We start from the raw sequence: 18,536 nt of genomic DNA, 5'->3' as shown, positions 1-18,536 counted from the left end.
GACATCACCGCGCGCGCCGTCCGGTGGGCCGCACCATCCTGACCAGCACATCCGATTTCACGTAGAAATGTTGCCACAGCGCCGCGGCGGCATGGAGGCCAACGACAATGATAATCAGCGGCTTGGCGAGTTCGTGGATCTCACCCAATGCTCGAACGCCGAAATACCATACCAACGCCCCGGTGATCGGCATCCCGAAAATGAAAAGATACAGCAGGAAATGAGCGGCGGCGCCAATCCGCTTTAACAGGAAGTTTTCATAGGGCGGCGGCGCCGGCACGCCACGTGAGAGGCGGACCGCAATCCGCCAAATTCCCAGCACCAGGACGGCCAGACCGACATAGACGTGAATATTCGCATTGAAGATGTCGTCCGATGCGGGTTCGGTGGCGCGCGAGAACGCCCGGTAAGCCGGCTTGATATCCTCACCGACTGCAAGCTGCAGGACGACCAGCGCCGCGATTGCCCAATGCAGCACGACCTGGGTTCCGGTGTATCCGGCTGGCTCGATGGCAACAGTCATCGGCGGTCTCTCGTTCGAGAACCTTCCTAGCTTGCCGCTTATGCGACAACCTTGATCTGGGACAATCAGGTTTGCCGTCCCCTCGGGCTTTCACATGTCGGCGCTGAGCGATCTGGCTGACAGCCAGTTGTCAGCCGGTTCGTGGGACATTGCATCCCAAGCGACCCAGATGGGTCATCTCAGCAAGGTTCAATGTGGAAACCCAATCCGATGAAACAGATTGCCTTGTCACTTTTGGTGATCGCAGCTTCCGGCGCCTATGTCTGGGATCAGGCCGGCGAACGGCAAGCCGACGATGTGCCTGGTTCGGCATCGCCGGCAGACGCGACAAAGGTGCCTGCCTATGCCACGTCGATGTTCCGGACCTTGCCGCCGCCCTCACCCCAGTTCACAACGAGATACCCCATCGCCAAGGAAACGACTGCGGGCAAATCGATCGCAGCCAATCGGCCAAATGATCCGGTCAAACAGACAGCGGTAGGGGTGGCGCCACAAACGCCGCCAGCACCAGCGGAGCAGCCAGTGGCGCCGGCTGTTGCGGGTCCTAGGCCATCAATCCCTACATTCGCCGTGACCCCAGCCGTCTACATACCTGTTCCGCAGCCGAGGCCGGCATATCCGGGTGCGCCCGCACATCTTGTCCCCGCGGGTATGAAGGTTGCCGCACCGGGCTATGCCGATGGCATCTACACCGGCCCCACGGCCGACGCCTACTACGGCATCATTCAAATTCAGGCCCTCGTCCAGGGCAGGCAGCTCAGGGCACTGAAAGTGCTGAAATATCCATCGGATCGCCGCACCTCCATCAGCATCAACAGGCAGGCGCTCCCCATGCTGCGCGACGAAGCGATCAGCGCCCAGAGCGCCAATGTCGATATTATTTCGGGGGCGACGCTGACCAGCCGGGCTTTCATTCAGTCGCTGCGCGGCGCGCTGAAGAAAGCGTCGTCGTAGATCCATGCGCGAAACGCGCATTTTGATGGGCATGCCCATTACCGTTGACGTCGGCGGCGTGTCGAACGGTGAGCTGGTCGAGACAGTCTTCGGCTATTTCGATCATATCGACCGGCGCTTCAGCACATACCGGGCCGACAGCGAGATCATGGCCATCAACCGCGGCGACGTTCCCGTCGTCGGCTGGAGCGGCGAGATGAACGAAGTGCTTGCTCTGGCATGGCGGACGAAAGACGAGACGGACGGTTATTTCGATATTCGCAAGCCGGACGGGTCGCTCGATCCTTCCGGCATCGTCAAGGGTTGGGCCATCCGCAACGCGGCAGCCATCGTTCAGCGTGCCGGCATCCGCGATTTCTTCATCGAGGCGGGGGGCGACGTCCAGTCCTGCGGCAAGAACGCTTCGGGCCATGACTGGAGTGTCGGCATCCGCAATCCCTTCAACGCCGACGAGATCGTAAAGATCGTCTGTCCCCGCGGTCGCGGAGTGGCGACCTCCGGAACTTATGTCCGCGGTCAACACATCTACAACCCGAATGGGATCGGCAGTCCCATCCAGGACATCGTCAGCCTAACCGTCATAGGCGCCGATGTGCTCGAGGCCGATCGTTTCGCCACCGCGGCCTTCGCCATGGGGCGGGATGGCATTTTCTTCATAGAGCAGACGCCTGGTCTCGAGGGCTATCTCATCGACGCCAATGCCGCGCCACACCGACAACCGGGTTCGGAGCCCTCTGCCTGCAATGATCAAGACCATCGACCGATTCCTCGATCAGCTGACGATGTACAGGCTGATCCTCTATTATCTGATGGCGCTGATCGGCGCGGCGTTCGTTCTCGGCTTCGTCAAGCTGGTGCCACATGACCCGATTGCGCTTGCCTTCACGACGGCCCTGTCGCTGGCGGTCTGCTGGATGACGAACAAGGTCTTTGAGCGGATCTTTGCCGTCCCGGCCAACAACGAGTCCGTCTATATCACCGCGCTCATTTTGGCGCTTATCCTTGATCCGGTGGCCACCACGGACATCAGGGGAATCGCGGCGGTGGCATTCACGTCCGTCTGGGCGATATCGTCCAAATTCATTCTCGCCGTCCGCCGGAAGCACCTTTTCAATCCGGCCGCGCTGGGCGTGGCGCTATGCGCTCTGCTGCTCGACCAACCTGCCACATGGTGGGTTGGGGGCAATCTGCCCTTGCTTCCGCTTGTGCTCGTTGGAGGCATCCTGATCGTGCGGAAATTGCGCCGCCTTGATCTTGTGTCCACCTTCGTTGTCGCGGCGCTGACCACCATCCTGGCAACCACCGATCCGTCGCAGTACTCGACGGCGTTTGTTGAGACCCTGGCTTCGTCGCCTCTGCTGTTCTTTGCCTTTGTGATGCTGACCGAGCCGCTGACGGCACCGACTATGCGATGGCCGCGCATCGCCTTTGCCGCCATCATCGGCTTTCTGTTTGCTCCCAACATCCATATCGGCTCGTTCTATTTCACACCGGAACTGGCGCTGCTTGCCGGCAACCTGTTTGCCTATGCGGCAGGCCCCAAGGGACGCTTCGTGCTGACTCTCGAGCGCATCGAGCAATCCGCCGTCGACAGCTTTGACTTCGTCTTCAGCTCCACCGCGCAAGCTCGCCTTCGAGGCCGGCCAGTATCTTGAATGGACGCTTGGCCTTGATCGTGCCGACAATCGCGGCAACCGCCGCTATTTCACGGTCGCCTCGGCGCCGACGGAGGAAACGGTGCGCCTGGGGGTCAAGTTCTACCCACGATCGAGTGCCTTCAAGCGCGGATTGATGACCATGAAGCCAGGCAGCACCATTCACGCCGCGCAACTGGCCGGCAATTTCACTCTCCCTGCCCGGCGTGAAACCAAGGTCGCTTTCCTGGCCGGAGGCATCGGCATCACACCGTTCCGGTCGATGCTGCAATATCTCCTAGACCGCAAGGAGCGGCGACCGATCGTCATCCTCTATGGAACCGAGGGCCAGCAGGACATCGCCTATCGCGACATGCTTGACGCCGCCAGGCAGGAACTTGGAATCAAGACCATCCATGCTGTGGCGCGAGGGGGTGAGCGCGGGCAATATCCCGGCTATATCGACGAGCGGCTGATACGTCTGGTCATACCCGACTACCTCGAGCGGACCTTCTACATTTCCGGCCCGCAGGCGATGGTCAAGGCGCTGCGCCGGAAGCTGCGCGCCATGGGCATTCGCCGCTCGAAGATAAAGGTCGACTATTTCCCGGGTTTTGCATGAAGCCCGTTCAACCGTGCCGCAGCAAGGAAATAGTCACGATCAGACCCGGATCCGCGTTCGCCATGGCAAGGCGTCCGCCATAAGCCTCGACGATCTCCGAAACGATGGCCAGGCCGAGGCCACTACTGCCTCCCTTGCTGTCAAGCTGGACACCACGTGAAAGGGCCGACGCCCGATCGGCATCCGGTATCCCTGGTCCGTCATCAGCGACACTGACGGTGACCTCGTCCCAGCCGGTGTATGCACGGATATGGACTGACGATCTTGCATAGCGCGCGGCGTTCTCGACCAGATTGCCGAGAATCTCCGACAAATCCCCTTCGTCGATTGGCGCGGTCAGATCTTGGGCGACATCCAGCTTGAACGAAAGCTCCTTGCCGCTTGGCGTCCGCTGGACGACTGCAACGACGCCAGAAGCGACATTGGACACAAGACACGAGGCCTTACCCGAGACGCCTGGTGCGAGGCGGGCGCGCGCGAGCTCCCGCTCGACATGGCGCCGGATCGCGCCGGCGCTCTTCTCGATCTCGTCGGCGAGATCCGTCTCCCCCTTCTTGCGCAAGGCACGGATGTCGGCCGACAGCACTTGCAGCGGCGTCTTGAGGCCATGCGCCAGATCGGTCGCGCGCGAACGGGCTCGGGCCAGAGCCTTCTCCTGGGCATCGAGAAGACGGTTGATTTCGTCCGCGAGCGGCTGCACCTCTTTTGGCGCCACCACATCAAGCCGTGCCGCTCGCTGTGCGATCACGCTTCCGACGGCGATCCGCAAGGTCTCCAACGGCGCAAGACCGATGGTGATCTGGATGAAAAACGCAGCCATGAGAGCCACAGCGAGCATCAGAAGGGCTGGGGCAAGGTCACGAACATATTCGCTTACAGAAACCTCGACGGTTCGATGATTTTCCGCCACGACCGCGCGAAAGGAGCGACCTCCGGCGTCGATGATTGTACGCTCGACCGCAATACTGAGTTCTCCGCCGGGGCCGATGAACTCCTCGACCGTGCGCAGCTCGCCACTTACGCTGCGAGCAGGAAGGGCCAGCTTCGCGTCCCACAAGGATCGTGAGCGCTCGACACCGCCGGAGGCGATGTCTTCGACCTGCCAGTAGTAACCGGACAGCGGATTGGCGAAGCGGGGGTCTGTGAGCACCGGGGCTACCACCATCTGACCGTCGCTTGTGAAGCTTGTTGCTCCGATCAACTCATTGAGGTCGACCGTCAACTCGCCCACGACACGCCGCTCGACGTGAAGTTCGAACAGGTAACGCAAGGCGGCGCCGGCTATGGCGAGCGCGACAAGAATCGAGATCGCCGCCGCCAGCCACAGCCTGAAGCGGATCGAGTTGCCCATCAGGCGCCGTCATCTTGCATCAGATACCCGAAGCCGCGCCGCGTTTCGATGATATCGCTGCCGAGCTTGCGTCGCAGCCGCGCAACGATGACCTCGATCGCGTTGGGATCGCGGTCGTTCCCCGAATCGTACAAATGTTCGGCAAGTTCGGTAGGCGCCACCACTCGACCGGCGTGATGCATCAGAAACGCCACCAGCCGGTATTCCAGCGGCGAAAGAGAAATGGGAACGCCCCGGAGCGAAACACGCATCTGGCGCGTATCCAGAAGCAACGGCCCGGACTTCAATACGGGCGCCGACTGCCCGGCTGAACGCCGCAGGATTGCCCGTAACCGGGCGAGCAGCTCTTCCATTTCAAAAGGCTTGGGAAGATAGTCGTCCGCGCCGGAATTGATGCCGTCGACGCGCTCCGTCCACGTCCCCCTTGCGGTGAGGATGAGAACCGGAAACCGGCGCGCATTGGCCCGCCAGCGCTTCAAGATCGTCAGGCCGTCGAGCTTGGGCAATCCGAGATCCAGAATCGCGGCGTCATAAGTCTCGACATCGCCAGCGAACCAGGCAGCCTCACCGTCCTGTACGACATCGACCGCCATTCCAGATGCTCTGAGGACAGTTGCAATATCGGCGGCGATGCGGGGCTCGTCCTCGGCGAGAAGGATCTTCATCAGTCGCCCTCGCCATCGCGCATGATGACACCGGCACCGGCATCGACCTCGACTGTCCTCCGCCGGCCATCGGCACCGACGACCTGAAACTGGTAGACCCATCTGTCGGCTTTGCGGATGAGATCGACCGCAACTATGTCGCCGGGAGCTTTGGCTCGGACGAGATCCAGTATGTCGGCAAGGCCTTTGATTTCGCCATGCTCGTACAGATCGCGCGCCCGGTCATGGTCGCCGTCATCGTCCACGTCGGCGCGCGCGGCGAGTGGCTCGAGCAGGACAAGCCCGGCCAGGCCAGCTATCGCCAGGCGCTTTAGAATCGCTCTCATGAAGGGTGCATGTTGCACGTCGAAGCTTTCAATCTGCTGTCAATCGTCCTCAGCCGCCAGCAAGCAAAGGTCCTCTATCAGCGTCGTCGCGTCCAATCATGGCCGCGCCGAGAAGGATACGAGGCCATGCGCATTTCCATGCTTCTGCTAGCCGTACTCGCCGGCCTGGCGAGCTTTGGCGTCCCCGCCGCTGCCGAATCCGACGAGGGGTTGTGCGAAGCGCCCTCCTCCGCAGCGCCTTCCGGGCCCATCGACCTCGAGGCCATCCCGATGCGGAACCCGGCCACCTCAAAGGCCATCAAACGTGTTGGCGATGACGAGTGCCGTGACGGCCACGTCCTCGGCGCAGCCGCATTCAGCGGCGAGGACGACGGCGACGCTCTTGAAGACGACGACTAAGCCCTCAAACCGCTGTTCGCGACTTTCATCCAAGCCGCGGCGTTGCGGACGCCGCCCACCAACCGAACGCCCCGTCCTGCAAGGCCGCGTGCTTTTCGCCTGACCTACGGAGATTCCTATCATGATACCAATCCAGCATATTCATCCCATGCTCGTGCATTTTCCCATCGTCCTCATCTACGCACTGGCGGTGATCGACGTTGTGGCGCTCGCCCGCGGCCAGGCGGTAACAAGGCGTTCTGGCGCCGGGACGATTTCGACCTTTGTCGCGCTCGCCGCGGGGGCCTTCGCCATTGCAACCTGGTTCTTTGGCGGACTCGCACTCGATCATGCCGAAGCGGCCGGCTTCAGCAGCGAGATAGCGGAGATTCACGAGAGTCTTGGCGGCATTACGGCCGTCGCCTTTCTGATTTGGGGTGTCGTCAGGCTTGCCCTTTGGGTCCGCAATCGCGAGCTGGGGCCAGCTTCTATTGCGGTTCCAATGATCGAAATCGCAGGGGCGGTTCTCGTGACCACTACAGCATACTACGGCGGCCTCCTGGTCTACGATCTCGGCGTCAACGTCTCCAGGGCGGCTGTGGGCGGCTAATCTGCCGGATTGACTTGCGCGCCGTCGTCGGGCCTGTCGACGGCCCGCGACGGGCCGTATGGCTGCATTTATTGCCTTGCCCGAACTTTCACTCATGAGCGGTTCTTTGGGCATGCATCGGCCGGGCTACGGTTCTAGCGGCGGCGAACCGCCCTGCTTTCGATCGATGCGAGCGTCCGCTCTGATGATCGAAGAACCAGCGTTTGGTCAGCTCCGAGGCCAACAGATAGAGCGTGGTGATCGCGACGAGTCCGGCAAGAACGGGCAGCGGCAAAGGCACGAAGCCGAACAAGGCCGCGAAAGGCAGGTAAGGGATCATGATCGCGACAATCCCGATCCCCAGCGTAAGCCAGGCAAGCAACGGGCTCGGACGGCTCGTCCAGAAAGCCCTGTGCGTACGCACGATGAGCACAATGGCAAGCTCTGTGAGCAACGATTCGACGAACCAGCCGGTCTGGAATGCGGCCGCGGTTGCGTGCGCGAAAAAGAGCAGGAACGCGAAGGTCGCGAAGTCGAACAGCGAGCTCACCAGACCAAAGCTGACCATGAACCGCCGCACAAAGCGGATGTCCCAGTGGTGCGGCCGGCGCAACTGATCCGCATCCACATTGTCGGTCGCAATGGCGAGCGAAGGAACGTCGGAAAGAAAATTGTTAAGCAGGATCTGCGCCGCCAGAAGCGGCAGGAAAGGCAGGAATAGCGAGGCCACCGCCATGCTGGTCATGTTGCCGAAATTGGCGCTTGTGGTGATCGAGATGTATTTCATCGTATTGGCGTATGTCTTGCGGCCATCATCGACGCCGCGCACCAGAACGCCCAGATCCGGCTTGAGAAGGATGATATCAGCCGCTTCGCGCGCGACATCGACGGCGCTGTCCACAGAGATGCCGATGTCGGCCTCATGGAGGGCCGGGGCATCATTGATTCCATCGCCGAGGTAGCCGACGACATGGCCCCTGCTCCGCAGGGCCTGAATGATGCGCTCCTTCTGGTTGGGGTCGATCTCCACGAAGAGGTCGGTGTGCTGGACGGCTGCGAAGAGCGCGCTCTTGGTCAGCTTCGACAAATCCTCGCCGGTCATGATCCTGTCAGCGCGCAAGCCGATCGCCTGCGCGAGATGTGTGACGACGTAACGGTTGTCGCCTGAAATGACCTTTACCGCGACGCCACGGCGGGCGAGCGCTGCAAGCGTCTCCCGGACGCCATCCTTTGGCGGGTCGAGGAAAAGCAGGAACCCCGCGAAGGTGAGATCGATCTCGTCTTTACGGCTGAACGTTTTCCGGCTTTCAAACCGGCGCGTCGCCAGCCCCAGCACGCGGTAGCCTTGCGCGCTCCAGCTGCGGAATTTTTCGTCGATTGCCGCACGGTGCGTTTCATCGAGGGGTGCTTGCCCCTTGGCCGTTCGCACGAAGCTACAGGTCTCGAGCACATTTTGGACCGCGCCTTTGGTAATGAGAAGGTCCTGGGCGTCCTTGGTCCCCACGACAACGGATAGCCGCTTGCGAATGAAATCATAGGGGATTTCGTCGACTTTCGTGAAGGCCGCCAATGATGCGCCCTCGCCCGGCGCACTGGCGATTGCTTCGTCCAGGGGGTTCGTCAGTCCTGTCTGCAGGGTCGCGTTGAGACGCGCCCACAGCAGGATATCGCTTGACGCATTGCCGTCGGCGTCGAGCCCTGCATCGAGACGAACGACGCCTTCCGTCAGCGTGCCGGTCTTGTCGGTGCATAGAAGGTCCATGCTGCCCAGATTTTCGATGGCATCGAGACGGCGTACGATGACGCCATTGGCAGCCATCGCGCGAGCCCCCCTCGCCAGCGTCACGCTGATGATGGCCGGAAGAAGTTCCGGCGTCAGACCAACAGCCAATGCCAGCGAAAACAACAGCGATTCGATCAGCGGGCGATGGAGCATCAGATTGGCGAAGAACACCAGGATGACAATCGCCAGCATGATCTCGGTCATCAGATAGCCGAACTGTCTTATCCCCCGTGCAAATCCCGTTTCGGGAACCGTTCGCTCCAAGGCCGCGGCGATCGATGCGAATTCGGTGCGGGCGCCGGTTGCTGCCGCGAGCACGGTTGCAGTGCCGCTACGGACGGATGTTCCCGTAAAGACCGCGTTGTTGCGCAGAGTGAGCGAGGCGTCCGGTGCCGACCGCCCCGGCGCCTTCACGACCGGAAATGTTTCGCCGGTCAGCACCGCCTCGCTGACATTGAAGTCGCGCGCCTCCAGGATGATACCGTCGGCGGGGATGAGATTTCCGGCCGAAAGCCTGATCACGTCGCCCGGGACGATGTCTCCGGCAGCAACCGAGCACTCGGTGCCATCTCGCAACACAATGGCCTTGCGTGAAATCCGCTGCTTCAGTGCTTCTGTCGCACGCGAGGCGCCATATTCCTGGGTGAAGCTCAGGACGCAACTTGCCAGCACGATCGCGCCGATGATCGCCGCCTCCTGGCCTTCCCCGACGAAAGCCGACACGCCGGCCGCGAAAATGAGGATCAGGACCAGCGGGCTTCGGAACTGGCGGGCAAACACTGCCAAGGCCGAAGCGCTTGACGTGGACGCCGGTGTGTTTCGACCGAATTTCACGAGCCTTGATGCCGCTTCCGACGCAGCAAGCCCCGAGGCCGAGCTACCAAGGCGCAGCACGAGGTCCTTGGTCTCGATCGACCAATAGGCACCATCCCCCGGCGAGGCGAGTTCCTGGTCGGCTTCGCCAATCATTAATACGACATCAAGCGGCTGATGCCGCTCTCATCGATGAGCGTGCGGGTGACGCCTCCAAACGCCCATTCTCGCAACCGGCTGTGGCCATAGGCGCCGGAGACGATCAGATCCGCATGGATTGACCGAGCAAATCTCAGCAACCGGTCGCCGTCGGCTTCGCCGGCGATCAGTTCGGTTCGTGCCCTGATACCGTGATGTTCGAGAAAAACCGCGACATCGGCAAGGCTGTCACGAATGCTCTCGTCGCTGTCCGTATCTATCGTAGCGACGACGACCTCGTTGGCTATGGCCAGGAAAGGCAATGCATCGGCGATCGCCCGTCGCGCCTCCCTGGTGTCCTTCCAGGCAACAAGAACGGTTTTCGCCCTGACATGTTCGACATTGCTGCCGGCGACCAGGACCGGCCGGCCGGCGCCGAGTACCAGGCTGCCAATATCCGCCGCGCGAAAGACATTTTCCCCTTTCTCGCTGCCGGTAATGATAAGATCGGCGGCTCGGGCCGAAACGCTGAGGAAACGGGTTGGGCTGCACACGGCTTGCCCCCATTCGCTCACGATTGACGCCGGAACCAGCCCCTCGAACTCGGCACGCAATTCGGCGAGCCGTTTTTCGATTTCCGTGCGCTGCATCTGCATGATCTCGCCTTCGTAGACCATGCCGTCCCCCGTCGCGACCAGGGGTGGGACATCCGCTGCTGCCAGACCGATAAGACGGGCGCCAAACCGCTCCGCCAGCTCGATCCCCAATTTCACCATGGCCGCCGGAGGCGCATCGACGGCAAGGTTCACGATAATTGACTTGTAGGACATAGTTGGCGCCTTTCGCTGATGCGGTCGAATGGTTGATAGAGTGCACCTGCCGGCGCTCGACGCCTTGATGCCGGTCAAACACGCGCCGATTGCGGGCCGCCTTCGAGAGAGCTCGCCTCCTGTTTGCTCGAGGGCATTCTGCGGCGGAGCCACATCCTGGCACGCCATGCCGTCGAGGCGCGATCAAAAGCCCTGGATGCGGCCGCCTCCCGGTTCGTCACGCGCTCGGTACTCCAAAGCAAGTCTCATCTCGAATTGAGATAGCGCAACGCTGGGTGTGCCGATTGATCCGGCGCAATGCGCGGATGCCTGAAACGTCTGACGATGGAGACGACAACCTCAAGGAGCACGTCATGAGCCAGATGTCCCATACCTCCTTCGCCGGCTTCACCCACGCTGCCCAGCAGGCGCAACAGTGGGTCAACGAGCTTGCCAAGGAGCTCTGCTGGAGCGAACCGAGCGCGTGCCGGCTCCTGAGGTCGGTTCTGCATACGGTGCGAGACTGGCTGCCGCTAGCCGAAACGGCCGACCTCTCGGCGCAACTGCCTGTTCTGATCCGTGGCATCTACTTCGAAGGCTGGAACCCATCGGTGGCTGTGTGCGAGCGCAAGAAAAGTGATTTTGTCCTCAGCGTCAGGACTAGTTTCGGCTATGATGACGAAGTCGATTTCGATGTCGCGATCACTGCGGTTTTCAAGCTTCTCGACCGCCATATCTCGCACGGCGAAATCGTGCAGGTCAGGAACTCGATGAAGAAGTCGCTTCGAAGATTGTGGCCGGTGGATTGACCGATGTTCCGCCACCGGGAAGACGCTGGCAAGAAGCTTGGCATAGAGCTGAGCAAGCCTCGGCTGCATCGGCCCGTCTTGCTGGCATTGCTGCGCGATTGGACTCCTGTCGCCGCGAAGGTGGCGAGGACTCTCCGACGCCGCGCGGTCTGCCTTAGCCGGCGCGGCACGTTTCCGGCCCGGCTCAAAAGTCCTGAAGAAAAGGAGATCACTTCATGCTGATCCGCACGCTTTCTGCGTTGGAATCCACCAAACTGCTCTCGGCCAACCGCGTTGGCCATCTGGCATGCGCAAAGAACGGGCAACCCTACGTGGTGCCTTTGCACTATGCCCATTCGGATAATCACCTCTACGCGTTCTCCATGCCGGGCAAGAAGATCGAATGGATGCGGGATAATCCGCTGGTCTGCGTCCAGGTGGACGAACGTGGCCAAGGGCGAGGATGGAGAAGCGTCGTCGTCGATGGCCGCTACGAAGAACTGCCTGATCGTATCGGCCACAAGCTCGAGCGCGATCACGCCTGGGCTGTCTTGAGCAAGCACAGCGACTGGTGGGAACCCGGCGCACTCAAGCCGGTCGTTCCTCCGACGGCCGACAGTGCACCGCATGTATTCTTCCGGATCCTGATCGACCAGGTGTCCGGACGGGAAGCAAGCGAGTAGTCGCCTCCTCAAGTCTCGCGAGAAATGTTGCCGGCGTTCGATGCGCCCGTCGGCGTCGGCGTAATTGGCGCGCATCGATCAAATCAAAAGGCATCGCATGACCGAGTCCACCTTGCGACGCGCATTGCTGGTCATCGCCATCCTGGGCCTGGCCGTCGGCCTCGGGGTCTGGCGAACCGGGAACGGCCCTCTTGAGGCTGATACAATTTGGACGTTGGCGACCTTGCCGGTCGTCGGCGCGCTCGCCGTTTCGATCCTGCGTGACTTCTGGATCGGCCGCTTCGGCGTCGATGCAATTGCGCTGGTGTCGATGTCGGCCGCGCTTCTGCTTGGCCAACCGCTGGCGGCAGTGGTGGTCGCCATCATGTATGCCGGCGGTACCGTGCTCGAGGACTTTGCCCGCGGCCGTGCCGAGCGTAATCTCAAGGCCCTCACCGACCGGTCGCCGCGTGTCGCGCATCGAGCCTCAAAGCTCGGGATCGAGACGATTTCCGTCGAAGACGTCGCGGTCGGTGACGAGCTCCTGGTCCTGGCCGGGGAACTGCTCCCGGTCGACGGCATCCTGCTCGATGAAACGGCTTCTCTGGACGAGTCGGCGGTGAGCGGCGAGCCGCTGCCGGAGCGGCGCGGCGTGGGCGACGTGCTGCGCAGCGGCACGCTCAACGCGGGAGAGTCCTTCGCCATGCGGGCTTCGGCCGTCGCGGAACAGAGCACCTATGCAGCGATCGTGCGCATGGTGGCTGCGGCCCAGACCGCAAAATCCCCCTTCATCCGCATGGCCGATCGCTTTGCCCTCTTCCTTCTGCCAGCCACCCTGCTGGTTGCCGGCGCCGCCTGGTATGTTTCCGGCGATCCGATCCGGGCGCTTGCCGTGCTGGTCGTCGCGACGCCCTGCCCGCTCATCCTCGCTGCTCCCGTCGCCTTCATCGGCGGTGTCTCGCGTGCCGCCCGCGCCGGCATCCTGATGAAGGGCAGCGCGGCGCTGGAAGCTCTTGCGCAGGTCCGCACCGCGATCTTCGACAAGACGGGGACATTGACGATCGGTGGCGCCGAGCTCATCGAAATCGAAGCCGCGCCCGGCCGCGACGAGGACCAACTGCTGCAGTTCCTGGCATCCCTGGAACAGGCATCGCACCATGTGCTCGCCGACGCGATCATCCGGGCGGCGCGCGCCAGGCAGCTGGTGCTTTCGCATCCGCGCGATGTCCGCGAGCATCGCGGCGCCGGCGTGAAGGGTCGGGTCGAGACCATGGCGGTCGCCGCCGGATCGCGGGCGCTCGTGCTCGCCGACGGCCCCCTGCCCGACTGGGCGAAAAGCGGCGAGGAAAGATACCGGGATGAGCCGGTGCTCAGGGTTTTTGTCGCGCTCGATGGCCGACTGGCCGGCATATTTACTTTCGGCGATGCGCTGCGGGTCGATGCGCGTGATGCGCTGGCCAGGCTACGCCTGGCTGGCATCGCGCGCATGGTCATGCTTACGGGCGACGACGGCGCGGCGGCTGCGCGCATGTCCGTCTTGCTGGACCTCGACGCCGTTGTCGCCGATGCAACCCCCGCCGAAAAAGTCGCGATGGTCGAAGCCGAGAAAGCCCTGGCCCCGACAATGATGGTCGGGGACGGCATCAACGATGCACCCGCCCTTGCCGCCGCGACGGTCGGCGTCGCCATGGGCGCGCGCGGGGCGACCGCCTCGTCCGAGGCGGCGGACGTCATCGTTCTGGCCGACAGGCTGGAGCCCGTGGCCGAAGCGGTTGCGATTGCGCGGCGAACGCGGGCAATCGCTTTGCAGAGCATCATTGCCGGGCTGGCGCTGTCGGGTCTGGCCATGATTGCAGCGGCCATGGGACAGATTTCCCCCGTTGCCGGGGCGCTGCTTCAAGAGGCAATTGACGTGGCCGTCATCCTGAACGCATTGCGCGCCCTTGGCGATCGACATCCAGGGGGCGCATAGTGGACGACAACAGGATCGGTGTATGGCCATGGAAGAGCAGAACATCGTGGTTTGCAGCAAATGCGGCGGTGTCAACCGACTGCCGCCCGGTCGCAGCGCTATGCAGGCGAAATGCGGAAAGTGCAGCACCCGGCTGTTTTCGGGGCATCCGGAAAGATGTCGACGGCGCGACCTTCGATCGTCAGATCGGGCGCAGCACTGTGCCGGTCGTCGTCGACATCTGGGCACCGTGGTGCGGTCCCTGCAAGGCCATGGCTCCGGCCTTTGAAGCGGCGGCCATTGAACTGGAGCCGCATGTCCGCCTGATGAAACTGAATTCCGACAAGGAAGTGGCTGTTGCAGCCAGGCTCGGCATTCGCGGCATCCCGACCATGATCCTCTTTCATGGCGGCCGGGAGATTGCGCGTACATCCGGCGCCATGGCGGCTGGCCAGATCGTCAGGTGGGTCCGCGACCGCCTGCCGACCCTCGGCGCCTGAAACCGTGGACCCGCTGATCGCCAGGTTCGGACTGGCCCTTGCAATTGGCCTGCTGGTCGGCCTGGAGCGCGGCTGGCAAGAACGGGATGCGCCCGATCGCAGCCGCACGGCTGGCATCCGCACGTTCGGCATATCGGGCCTGCTCGCCGGGGTTATGGCCGCCTTGGCAAGCGCGCTGAGCGCGGTCTCGGTCCTGGTCGGCGGGTTCATCGCCTTCGCGGCAATCTTCGCCCTGTACAAAGCGCGCGAGGCTGCCCATGACGAGGATTTCAGCGTCACCAGCGTGATCGCCGGACTCGCCGTTTTCGCGCTTGGCGCGCTTTCCGTCGCCGGTGACTATCGAGCGGCCGCGGCCGGTGGCGCGGCACTGGCGGCAATCCTGGCCAGCCGCCAGATCCTGCATGGTCTTTTGAAGCGGCTCACCTGGATCGAATTACGCTCGGCCCTGATCCTGGCGGTGATGACGGCAATCATCCTGCCTCTGCTGCCGAACCGGACGATGGATCCATGGGGCGGCTTCAATCCCTGGGAGGTCTGGTTCCTGACGGTGCTGATGGCCTCGATCTCGTTCGCCGGCTACGTCGCCGTTCGACTTCTGGGAAATACACGCGGCCTGCTCGTCAGCTCACTCGCCGGCGCCATCGTCTCTTCCACCGCGGTCACCCTGGCGCTGGCCCGCAACGCCGCCCCAGCAAGCAATCCGCTGCCATTGGCGGGAGCGGCAGCGTTGGCTGCGATGGTTTCTTTGCTGCGCGTCTGCGCCGTGGTTCTGATCATCGAGCCAAGCGTCTTGGCCTGGGTCGGCATTCCGGCCGGCTCTGCCGCCGTCGTCTTCGCCAGCTGCGGGGCATTGCTCCTCGCTCGCGGTGGCCGCAATGGCGAGGGTGGCGCCGTGGCGCACAATCCGTTCGAACTGGGTCCATTGCTCCTGTTCGCCTTGGCCTTTGCGGTCGTCGCGACCGCGAGTGCCGGACTTGCCGCTCACTTCGGTGGGCGGGGTTTGCTGGCGAGTTCGATGCTTGCCGGGGCCTTCGATGTCGACGCTTCGGTGCTTGGCGCGCTGCGCCTGGTCAAGCATTCGGTGTCAGTCGAGACCGTGGGTCAGGCCGTGCTCGGGGCGCTGGCGGCAAATGCGGTGGGTCGGCTCTCACTGGCGGTATTTGCCGGTCCGATCGGCTTCTGGTTGCCGCTGGCCGGCGCAACCCTGGCCGCCGCGATTGCCGGCACAGCCGCCATGTTGTTGCTTGCTTCGGGATAGAAGCGCTGTTCTCGGCGCTCTTTGATGCGGATCAAGGGCCAGTTCCCGCACCGCTCTATGAAACTCCGTAAAAGGAGTTTGCCATGACCAGTCTGAAAGATCTCACTCCCAATTTCCGTCACGTCCGGCTGTTGCTTGCGCGGGAAAAGGGCCATCCCGAAGGTGACCGTTTGGAGGGCTACGATGTACTCGCCCCATTGACCGGCGAAGGCCGGCTCGATGCGGAAGAATGGAAAGCGCACAAGGCCTCCTGCCGCGTTCGCCGGTTTCGCGCCGGCGAGGAGGATCTGATCGGCCGGCTGAGGCGCAAGCCCGGCGGACAGTGGTATTTCGACTATGCCGAAGGCGATCGCGACGACGAGATCGGCTTTCATCTCGGCGATGAACGCTTCGTGACCGGCGAATATGTGTCGATCGCGCGCAACGGCGCCATGCACACCTACCAGGTGGCACAAGTCGAGCGGCCCTGACCCGTTTGGGACAAGCTGCCTGGAAATAAAGCATGTCGCGACGCGTCCTCATCGTGGTCGGCCATCCCGACCCCTCCCCCGACCGGCTCTGCCGCGGTCTCGCCAAGGCCTATGGCGAGGGCGCGGAAAAGGCGGGGCACGCCGTTCGCCGGGTCGATCTGGCGACAATCGATTTTCCGATGCTGCGGACGATGCAGGAATTCGAGCACGACGCGATCCCGGAGAGCCTCAAGGATGCAGCCGACGCGATGCTCTGGGCTGAGCACATCGTCTTTGTCTTTCCGCTGTGGCTTGGGACCGTGCCGGCCATGCTCAAGGCATTCCTGGAACAGATCATGCGGCCGGGAACGGCCTTTGCGTATCCGGACAAGGGCGGAGGCTTCACCAAGACATTGCTTCGCGGCCGCTCCGCACGCCTCGTCGTGACGATGGGCATGCCCGCCCTTCTCTACCGGCTGTGGTTCCTCGGACACGGCATCGCCGGCATCAGGCGAAACATTCTCCATTTTGTCGGCATCAGTCCGGTGCGCGAAACCTTGTTCGGCATGGTCACTGGCGCCGGCGATGCGACCCGCGCGAAGTGGATCCGGCAAATGCGTGCATTGGGAGAACGCGCCGGATAACCCTCGTCGATTGTCAATCGGGTACCGGGACGGAATGGCCCAAGTATAAACAGGCGAATTCGTATTGCCGTCGATGAGGATCAAACGATTGAGGTCGGATGAGACTCGGGATCTCTCAAGTCACACCTCTGGAGATCGAATCTTATTTGACCCGTGTCAAAGCTGCCGGCCTCTTTTTCCTATTCACTGCCTCCCATGACAGCCTTCAAATCTTGGGAGAGCACCATGACCACGGCCGACATCAACATTCCTGTTCGGAAAATCGCGACCGCGGCTCCGTCGAAACTTCGACTGGGTTCCCTGACCGCATTGGTCATCGGTTCCATGGTCGGCTCCGGCGTGTTCAGCCTGCCGCAGAACATGGCGGCAGGTGCTGGCCCTCTCGCCATAATGATTGGTTGGGCGATCACCGCGGTCGGCATGCTGGCGCTGGTCTTCGTCTATCAATCGCTGGCGACCCGCAAGCCCGAGCTCGACGCCGGCCCCTACGCCTACGCCAAGGCGGGCTTCGGCCCCTTCATTGGCTTCAACAGCGCATGGGGCTACTGGATCAGCGCTTGGGTCGGCAACGTTTCCTACGCAGTCATCGTGTTCAGCGCCCTATCCTATTTCTTCCCAGCCTTCGGCGACGGGAACACCTGGCAGGCGGTGCTTGGCGCGTCTATCTTGCTGTGGCTCATCCACATACTGGTCCTCGCCGGCATCCGTCAGGCCGCTGTCGTGAACCTGATCGTCACGGTGGCCAAAATCGCTCCGATTGTCCTGTTCGTCGGAGTGGTTGCCGTTGCTTTCAAGCTGCAGGTCTGGTCGCTCGACTTCACGGGTCTCGGCAACGCCAGTCTTGGCTCGATCACCGCGCAGGTGAAGAGCACGATGCTGGTCACCCTGTGGGTCTTCATCGGCATCGAAGGCGCCAGCGTGTTCTCCGGCAGGGCCGAGCGCCGCAAGGACATCGCCACGGCGACGGCGCTTGGCTTCTTCACTTGCCTCGCGCTCTATGCGCTGGTGTCGCTACTGTCGCTAGGCATTCTCAGCCAGCCCGAACTCGGCGCGCTGAAGAACCCATCCATGGCCGGCGTGCTTGAAGCGGTCGTGGGCCCCTGGGGCGCCATCCTGATCAACATCGCGCTGGTCGTGTCCGTTATCGGCGCCTTCCTGAGCTGGACGCTGCTCGCCGCCGAAATTCCGCATGTCGCCGCCAAGGACGGCACGATGCCGAAGTTCTTCGGCCATGAAAGCGAGCGCGGCGTGCCGTCGACCTCGCTTCTGATCACCAACCTGCTCGTCCAGGCCTTCCTCGTGATCACGCTTTTCGCGCAGAGCACCTATCAAGCCCTGTTCTACATTGCGTCCGCCGCGATCCTGGTTCCTTACATTTTCTCCGGAGCCTACGCGGCCAAGCTCGCATTGACCGGAGAGAGCTACCAGAGCGGTGATCAACGCGCCGGTCCGCTTTTTGCGGGGTTGCTGGCAACGATCTACGGACTTTGGCTCGTCTATGCCGCAGGGCCCGCATATCTTTTCATGTGCGCGATCCTCTATGCGCCCGGCATCATCTTCTACATCTGGGCGCGCCGCGAAACCAACCAGCGCGTGTTCCATCCTGTCGAAGCGGTGCTCGCCGTAGCCCTCGTCGTCGTCGCCATGCTCGCCGTTTACGAGATGTGGACCGGCGCCGTCAGCGCACTGTGAAAGGATT

Annotated in this window: 19 protein-coding genes and 1 pseudogene; 14 read left to right on the top strand and 6 right to left on the bottom strand. The window is 62.5% G+C overall.

Annotated elements, in window-relative coordinates; genetic code table 11:
• Positions 1 to 4: 4 nt before the first annotated feature.
• Positions 5 to 523, bottom strand: a complete 519-nt coding sequence (locus tag LB513_RS10610) for a cytochrome b (protein WP_224663445.1) — start codon at positions 521 to 523, stop codon at positions 5 to 7.
• Positions 524 to 733: 210 nt separating this feature from the next.
• Between LB513_RS10610 and LB513_RS10605 the strand changes: the two genes are divergently transcribed.
• Genes LB513_RS10605 through LB513_RS10590 form a run of 4 tightly spaced genes read left to right on the top strand, consistent with a single transcriptional unit; the run spans position 734 to position 3,733 of the window.
• On the top strand, positions 734 to 1,477 hold the full coding sequence (locus LB513_RS10605) for an FMN-binding protein (RefSeq protein WP_224663444.1): 744 nt from the start codon (positions 734 to 736) through the stop codon (positions 1,475 to 1,477).
• Positions 1,478 to 1,508: 31 nt separating this feature from the next.
• Positions 1,509 to 2,342, top strand: coding sequence for an FAD:protein FMN transferase (locus LB513_RS10600; protein ID WP_263482058.1), 834 nt, complete (start codon positions 1,509 to 1,511; stop codon positions 2,340 to 2,342).
• A complete protein-coding gene (locus LB513_RS10595) occupies positions 2,224 to 3,132 on the top strand; it encodes an RnfABCDGE type electron transport complex subunit D (protein ID WP_224663675.1) in 909 nt (302 codons plus the stop codon). Before LB513_RS10600 ends, LB513_RS10595 begins: the two co-directional genes overlap by 119 nt.
• Entirely contained in the window at positions 3,074 to 3,733 is a 660-nt protein-coding gene (locus LB513_RS10590; protein WP_224663442.1) for an FAD-dependent oxidoreductase, read from the top strand. The genes LB513_RS10595 and LB513_RS10590 overlap by 59 nt, the downstream gene beginning before the upstream one ends.
• A 7-nt stretch (positions 3,734 to 3,740) precedes the next feature.
• Here the strand turns inward: LB513_RS10590 and LB513_RS10585 are convergent, their stop codons facing one another.
• The 3 genes from LB513_RS10585 to LB513_RS10575 all read right to left on the bottom strand — a co-directional run bounded on the left by LB513_RS10585 (position 3,741) and on the right by LB513_RS10575 (position 6,075).
• Complete coding sequence (locus tag LB513_RS10585; RefSeq protein WP_224663441.1) at positions 3,741 to 5,003, bottom strand: sensor histidine kinase; 1,263 nt, start codon at positions 5,001 to 5,003, stop codon at positions 3,741 to 3,743.
• An 80-nt stretch (positions 5,004 to 5,083) separates the two neighbouring features.
• Positions 5,084 to 5,749 carry a response regulator transcription factor gene (locus LB513_RS10580; protein WP_224663440.1) on the bottom strand — a complete coding sequence of 222 codons (666 nt, stop codon included), beginning with the start codon at positions 5,747 to 5,749 and terminating at the stop codon, positions 5,084 to 5,086.
• Positions 5,749 to 6,075 (bottom strand): PepSY domain-containing protein, encoded by a 327-nt coding sequence (locus tag LB513_RS10575; RefSeq protein ID WP_224663439.1) that lies wholly within the window; start codon positions 6,073 to 6,075, stop codon positions 5,749 to 5,751. The genes LB513_RS10580 and LB513_RS10575 overlap by 1 nt, the downstream gene beginning before the upstream one ends.
• Positions 6,076 to 6,201: 126 nt before the next feature.
• Here LB513_RS10575 and LB513_RS10570 point away from each other — a divergent pair, with 126 nt between their 5' ends.
• Together LB513_RS10570 and LB513_RS10565 are read left to right on the top strand one after the other, a co-directional pair.
• Complete coding sequence (locus LB513_RS10570) at positions 6,202 to 6,474, top strand: hypothetical protein (RefSeq protein ID WP_224663438.1); 273 nt, start codon at positions 6,202 to 6,204, stop codon at positions 6,472 to 6,474.
• Positions 6,475 to 6,595: 121 nt separating this feature from the next.
• Positions 6,596 to 7,063 carry a DUF2231 domain-containing protein gene (locus tag LB513_RS10565; RefSeq protein ID WP_224663437.1) on the top strand — a complete coding sequence of 156 codons (468 nt, stop codon included), beginning with the start codon at positions 6,596 to 6,598 and terminating at the stop codon, positions 7,061 to 7,063.
• A gap of 88 nt (positions 7,064 to 7,151) precedes the next feature.
• Here the strand turns inward: LB513_RS10565 and mgtA are convergent, their stop codons facing one another.
• Positions 7,152 to 9,794 carry a magnesium-translocating P-type ATPase gene (mgtA, locus tag LB513_RS10560; RefSeq protein ID WP_224663436.1) on the bottom strand — a complete coding sequence of 881 codons (2,643 nt, stop codon included), beginning with the start codon at positions 9,792 to 9,794 and terminating at the stop codon, positions 7,152 to 7,154.
• Positions 9,794 to 10,606, bottom strand: coding sequence for a universal stress protein (locus LB513_RS10555; protein WP_224663435.1), 813 nt, complete (start codon positions 10,604 to 10,606; stop codon positions 9,794 to 9,796). Before LB513_RS10555 ends, mgtA begins: the two co-directional genes overlap by 1 nt.
• 353 nt (positions 10,607 to 10,959) lie before the next feature.
• Between LB513_RS10555 and LB513_RS10550 the strand changes: the two genes are divergently transcribed.
• The 8 genes and pseudogenes from LB513_RS10550 (at position 10,960) to arcD (ending at position 18,529) form a co-directional block, all read left to right on the top strand.
• Positions 10,960 to 11,394 carry a DUF2267 domain-containing protein gene (locus LB513_RS10550; RefSeq protein WP_224663434.1) on the top strand — a complete coding sequence of 145 codons (435 nt, stop codon included), beginning with the start codon at positions 10,960 to 10,962 and terminating at the stop codon, positions 11,392 to 11,394.
• A gap of 215 nt (positions 11,395 to 11,609) precedes the next feature.
• Positions 11,610 to 12,056 (top strand): pyridoxamine 5'-phosphate oxidase family protein, encoded by a 447-nt coding sequence (locus tag LB513_RS10545; protein ID WP_224663433.1) that lies wholly within the window; start codon positions 11,610 to 11,612, stop codon positions 12,054 to 12,056.
• A gap of 97 nt (positions 12,057 to 12,153) precedes the next feature.
• Positions 12,154 to 14,007 carry a heavy metal translocating P-type ATPase gene (locus LB513_RS10540; protein WP_224663432.1) on the top strand — a complete coding sequence of 618 codons (1,854 nt, stop codon included), beginning with the start codon at positions 12,154 to 12,156 and terminating at the stop codon, positions 14,005 to 14,007.
• Positions 14,008 to 14,035: 28 nt separating this feature from the next.
• Positions 14,036 to 14,486, top strand: a pseudogene (trxC, locus tag LB513_RS10535) (thioredoxin TrxC).
• A gap of 4 nt (positions 14,487 to 14,490) precedes the next feature.
• Positions 14,491 to 15,744: an MgtC/SapB family protein gene (locus tag LB513_RS10530; protein ID WP_224663431.1), complete on the top strand. Its 1,254-nt coding sequence runs from the start codon at positions 14,491 to 14,493 to the stop codon at positions 15,742 to 15,744.
• Positions 15,745 to 15,827: 83 nt separating this feature from the next.
• Positions 15,828 to 16,214, top strand: a complete 387-nt coding sequence (locus LB513_RS10525) for a hypothetical protein (protein WP_224663430.1) — start codon at positions 15,828 to 15,830, stop codon at positions 16,212 to 16,214.
• A 32-nt stretch (positions 16,215 to 16,246) separates the two neighbouring features.
• Complete coding sequence (locus LB513_RS10520) at positions 16,247 to 16,837, top strand: NAD(P)H-dependent oxidoreductase (RefSeq protein ID WP_224663429.1); 591 nt, start codon at positions 16,247 to 16,249, stop codon at positions 16,835 to 16,837.
• A 225-nt stretch (positions 16,838 to 17,062) separates the two neighbouring features.
• Entirely contained in the window at positions 17,063 to 18,529 is a 1,467-nt protein-coding gene (gene arcD, locus LB513_RS10515) for an arginine-ornithine antiporter (RefSeq protein WP_224663428.1), read from the top strand.
• Positions 18,530 to 18,536 lie beyond the last annotated feature (7 nt).

Source organism: Mesorhizobium sp. ES1-1, from assembly GCF_020164785.1.
In the GTDB taxonomy this organism is placed as follows: Bacteria; Pseudomonadota; Alphaproteobacteria; order Rhizobiales; family Rhizobiaceae; genus Mesorhizobium.
Note: the sequence above shows the minus strand (reverse complement) of the source record. Positions and strands in the feature narration are given on the sequence as shown.

Excerpts from the sequence above, each read along its gene's own strand:
- LB513_RS10550 (WP_224663434.1), top strand. The coding sequence starts at position 10,960 with ATGAGCCAGATGTCCCATACCTCCTTCGCCGGCTTCACCCACGCTGCC.
- LB513_RS10525 (WP_224663430.1), top strand. The coding sequence starts at position 15,828 with ATGACCAGTCTGAAAGATCTCACTCCCAATTTCCGTCACGTCCGGCTG.
- LB513_RS10570 (WP_224663438.1), top strand. The coding sequence starts at position 6,202 with ATGCGCATTTCCATGCTTCTGCTAGCCGTACTCGCCGGCCTGGCGAGC.
- LB513_RS10605 (WP_224663444.1), top strand. The coding sequence starts at position 734 with ATGAAACAGATTGCCTTGTCACTTTTGGTGATCGCAGCTTCCGGCGCC.
- LB513_RS10580 (WP_224663440.1), bottom strand. The coding sequence starts at position 5,749 with ATGAAGATCCTTCTCGCCGAGGACGAGCCCCGCATCGCCGCCGATATT.
- mgtA (WP_224663436.1), bottom strand. The coding sequence starts at position 9,794 with ATGATTGGCGAAGCCGACCAGGAACTCGCCTCGCCGGGGGATGGTGCC.
- LB513_RS10540 (WP_224663432.1), top strand. The coding sequence starts at position 12,154 with ATGACCGAGTCCACCTTGCGACGCGCATTGCTGGTCATCGCCATCCTG.
- LB513_RS10555 (WP_224663435.1), bottom strand. The coding sequence starts at position 10,606 with ATGTCCTACAAGTCAATTATCGTGAACCTTGCCGTCGATGCGCCTCCG.
- arcD (WP_224663428.1), top strand. The coding sequence starts at position 17,063 with ATGACCACGGCCGACATCAACATTCCTGTTCGGAAAATCGCGACCGCG.
- LB513_RS10520 (WP_224663429.1), top strand. The coding sequence starts at position 16,247 with ATGTCGCGACGCGTCCTCATCGTGGTCGGCCATCCCGACCCCTCCCCC.
- LB513_RS10575 (WP_224663439.1), bottom strand. The coding sequence starts at position 6,075 with ATGAGAGCGATTCTAAAGCGCCTGGCGATAGCTGGCCTGGCCGGGCTT.
- LB513_RS10545 (WP_224663433.1), top strand. The coding sequence starts at position 11,610 with ATGCTGATCCGCACGCTTTCTGCGTTGGAATCCACCAAACTGCTCTCG.
- LB513_RS10600 (WP_263482058.1), top strand. The coding sequence starts at position 1,509 with ATGCCCATTACCGTTGACGTCGGCGGCGTGTCGAACGGTGAGCTGGTC.
- LB513_RS10610 (WP_224663445.1), bottom strand. The coding sequence starts at position 523 with ATGACTGTTGCCATCGAGCCAGCCGGATACACCGGAACCCAGGTCGTG.
- LB513_RS10565 (WP_224663437.1), top strand. The coding sequence starts at position 6,596 with ATGATACCAATCCAGCATATTCATCCCATGCTCGTGCATTTTCCCATC.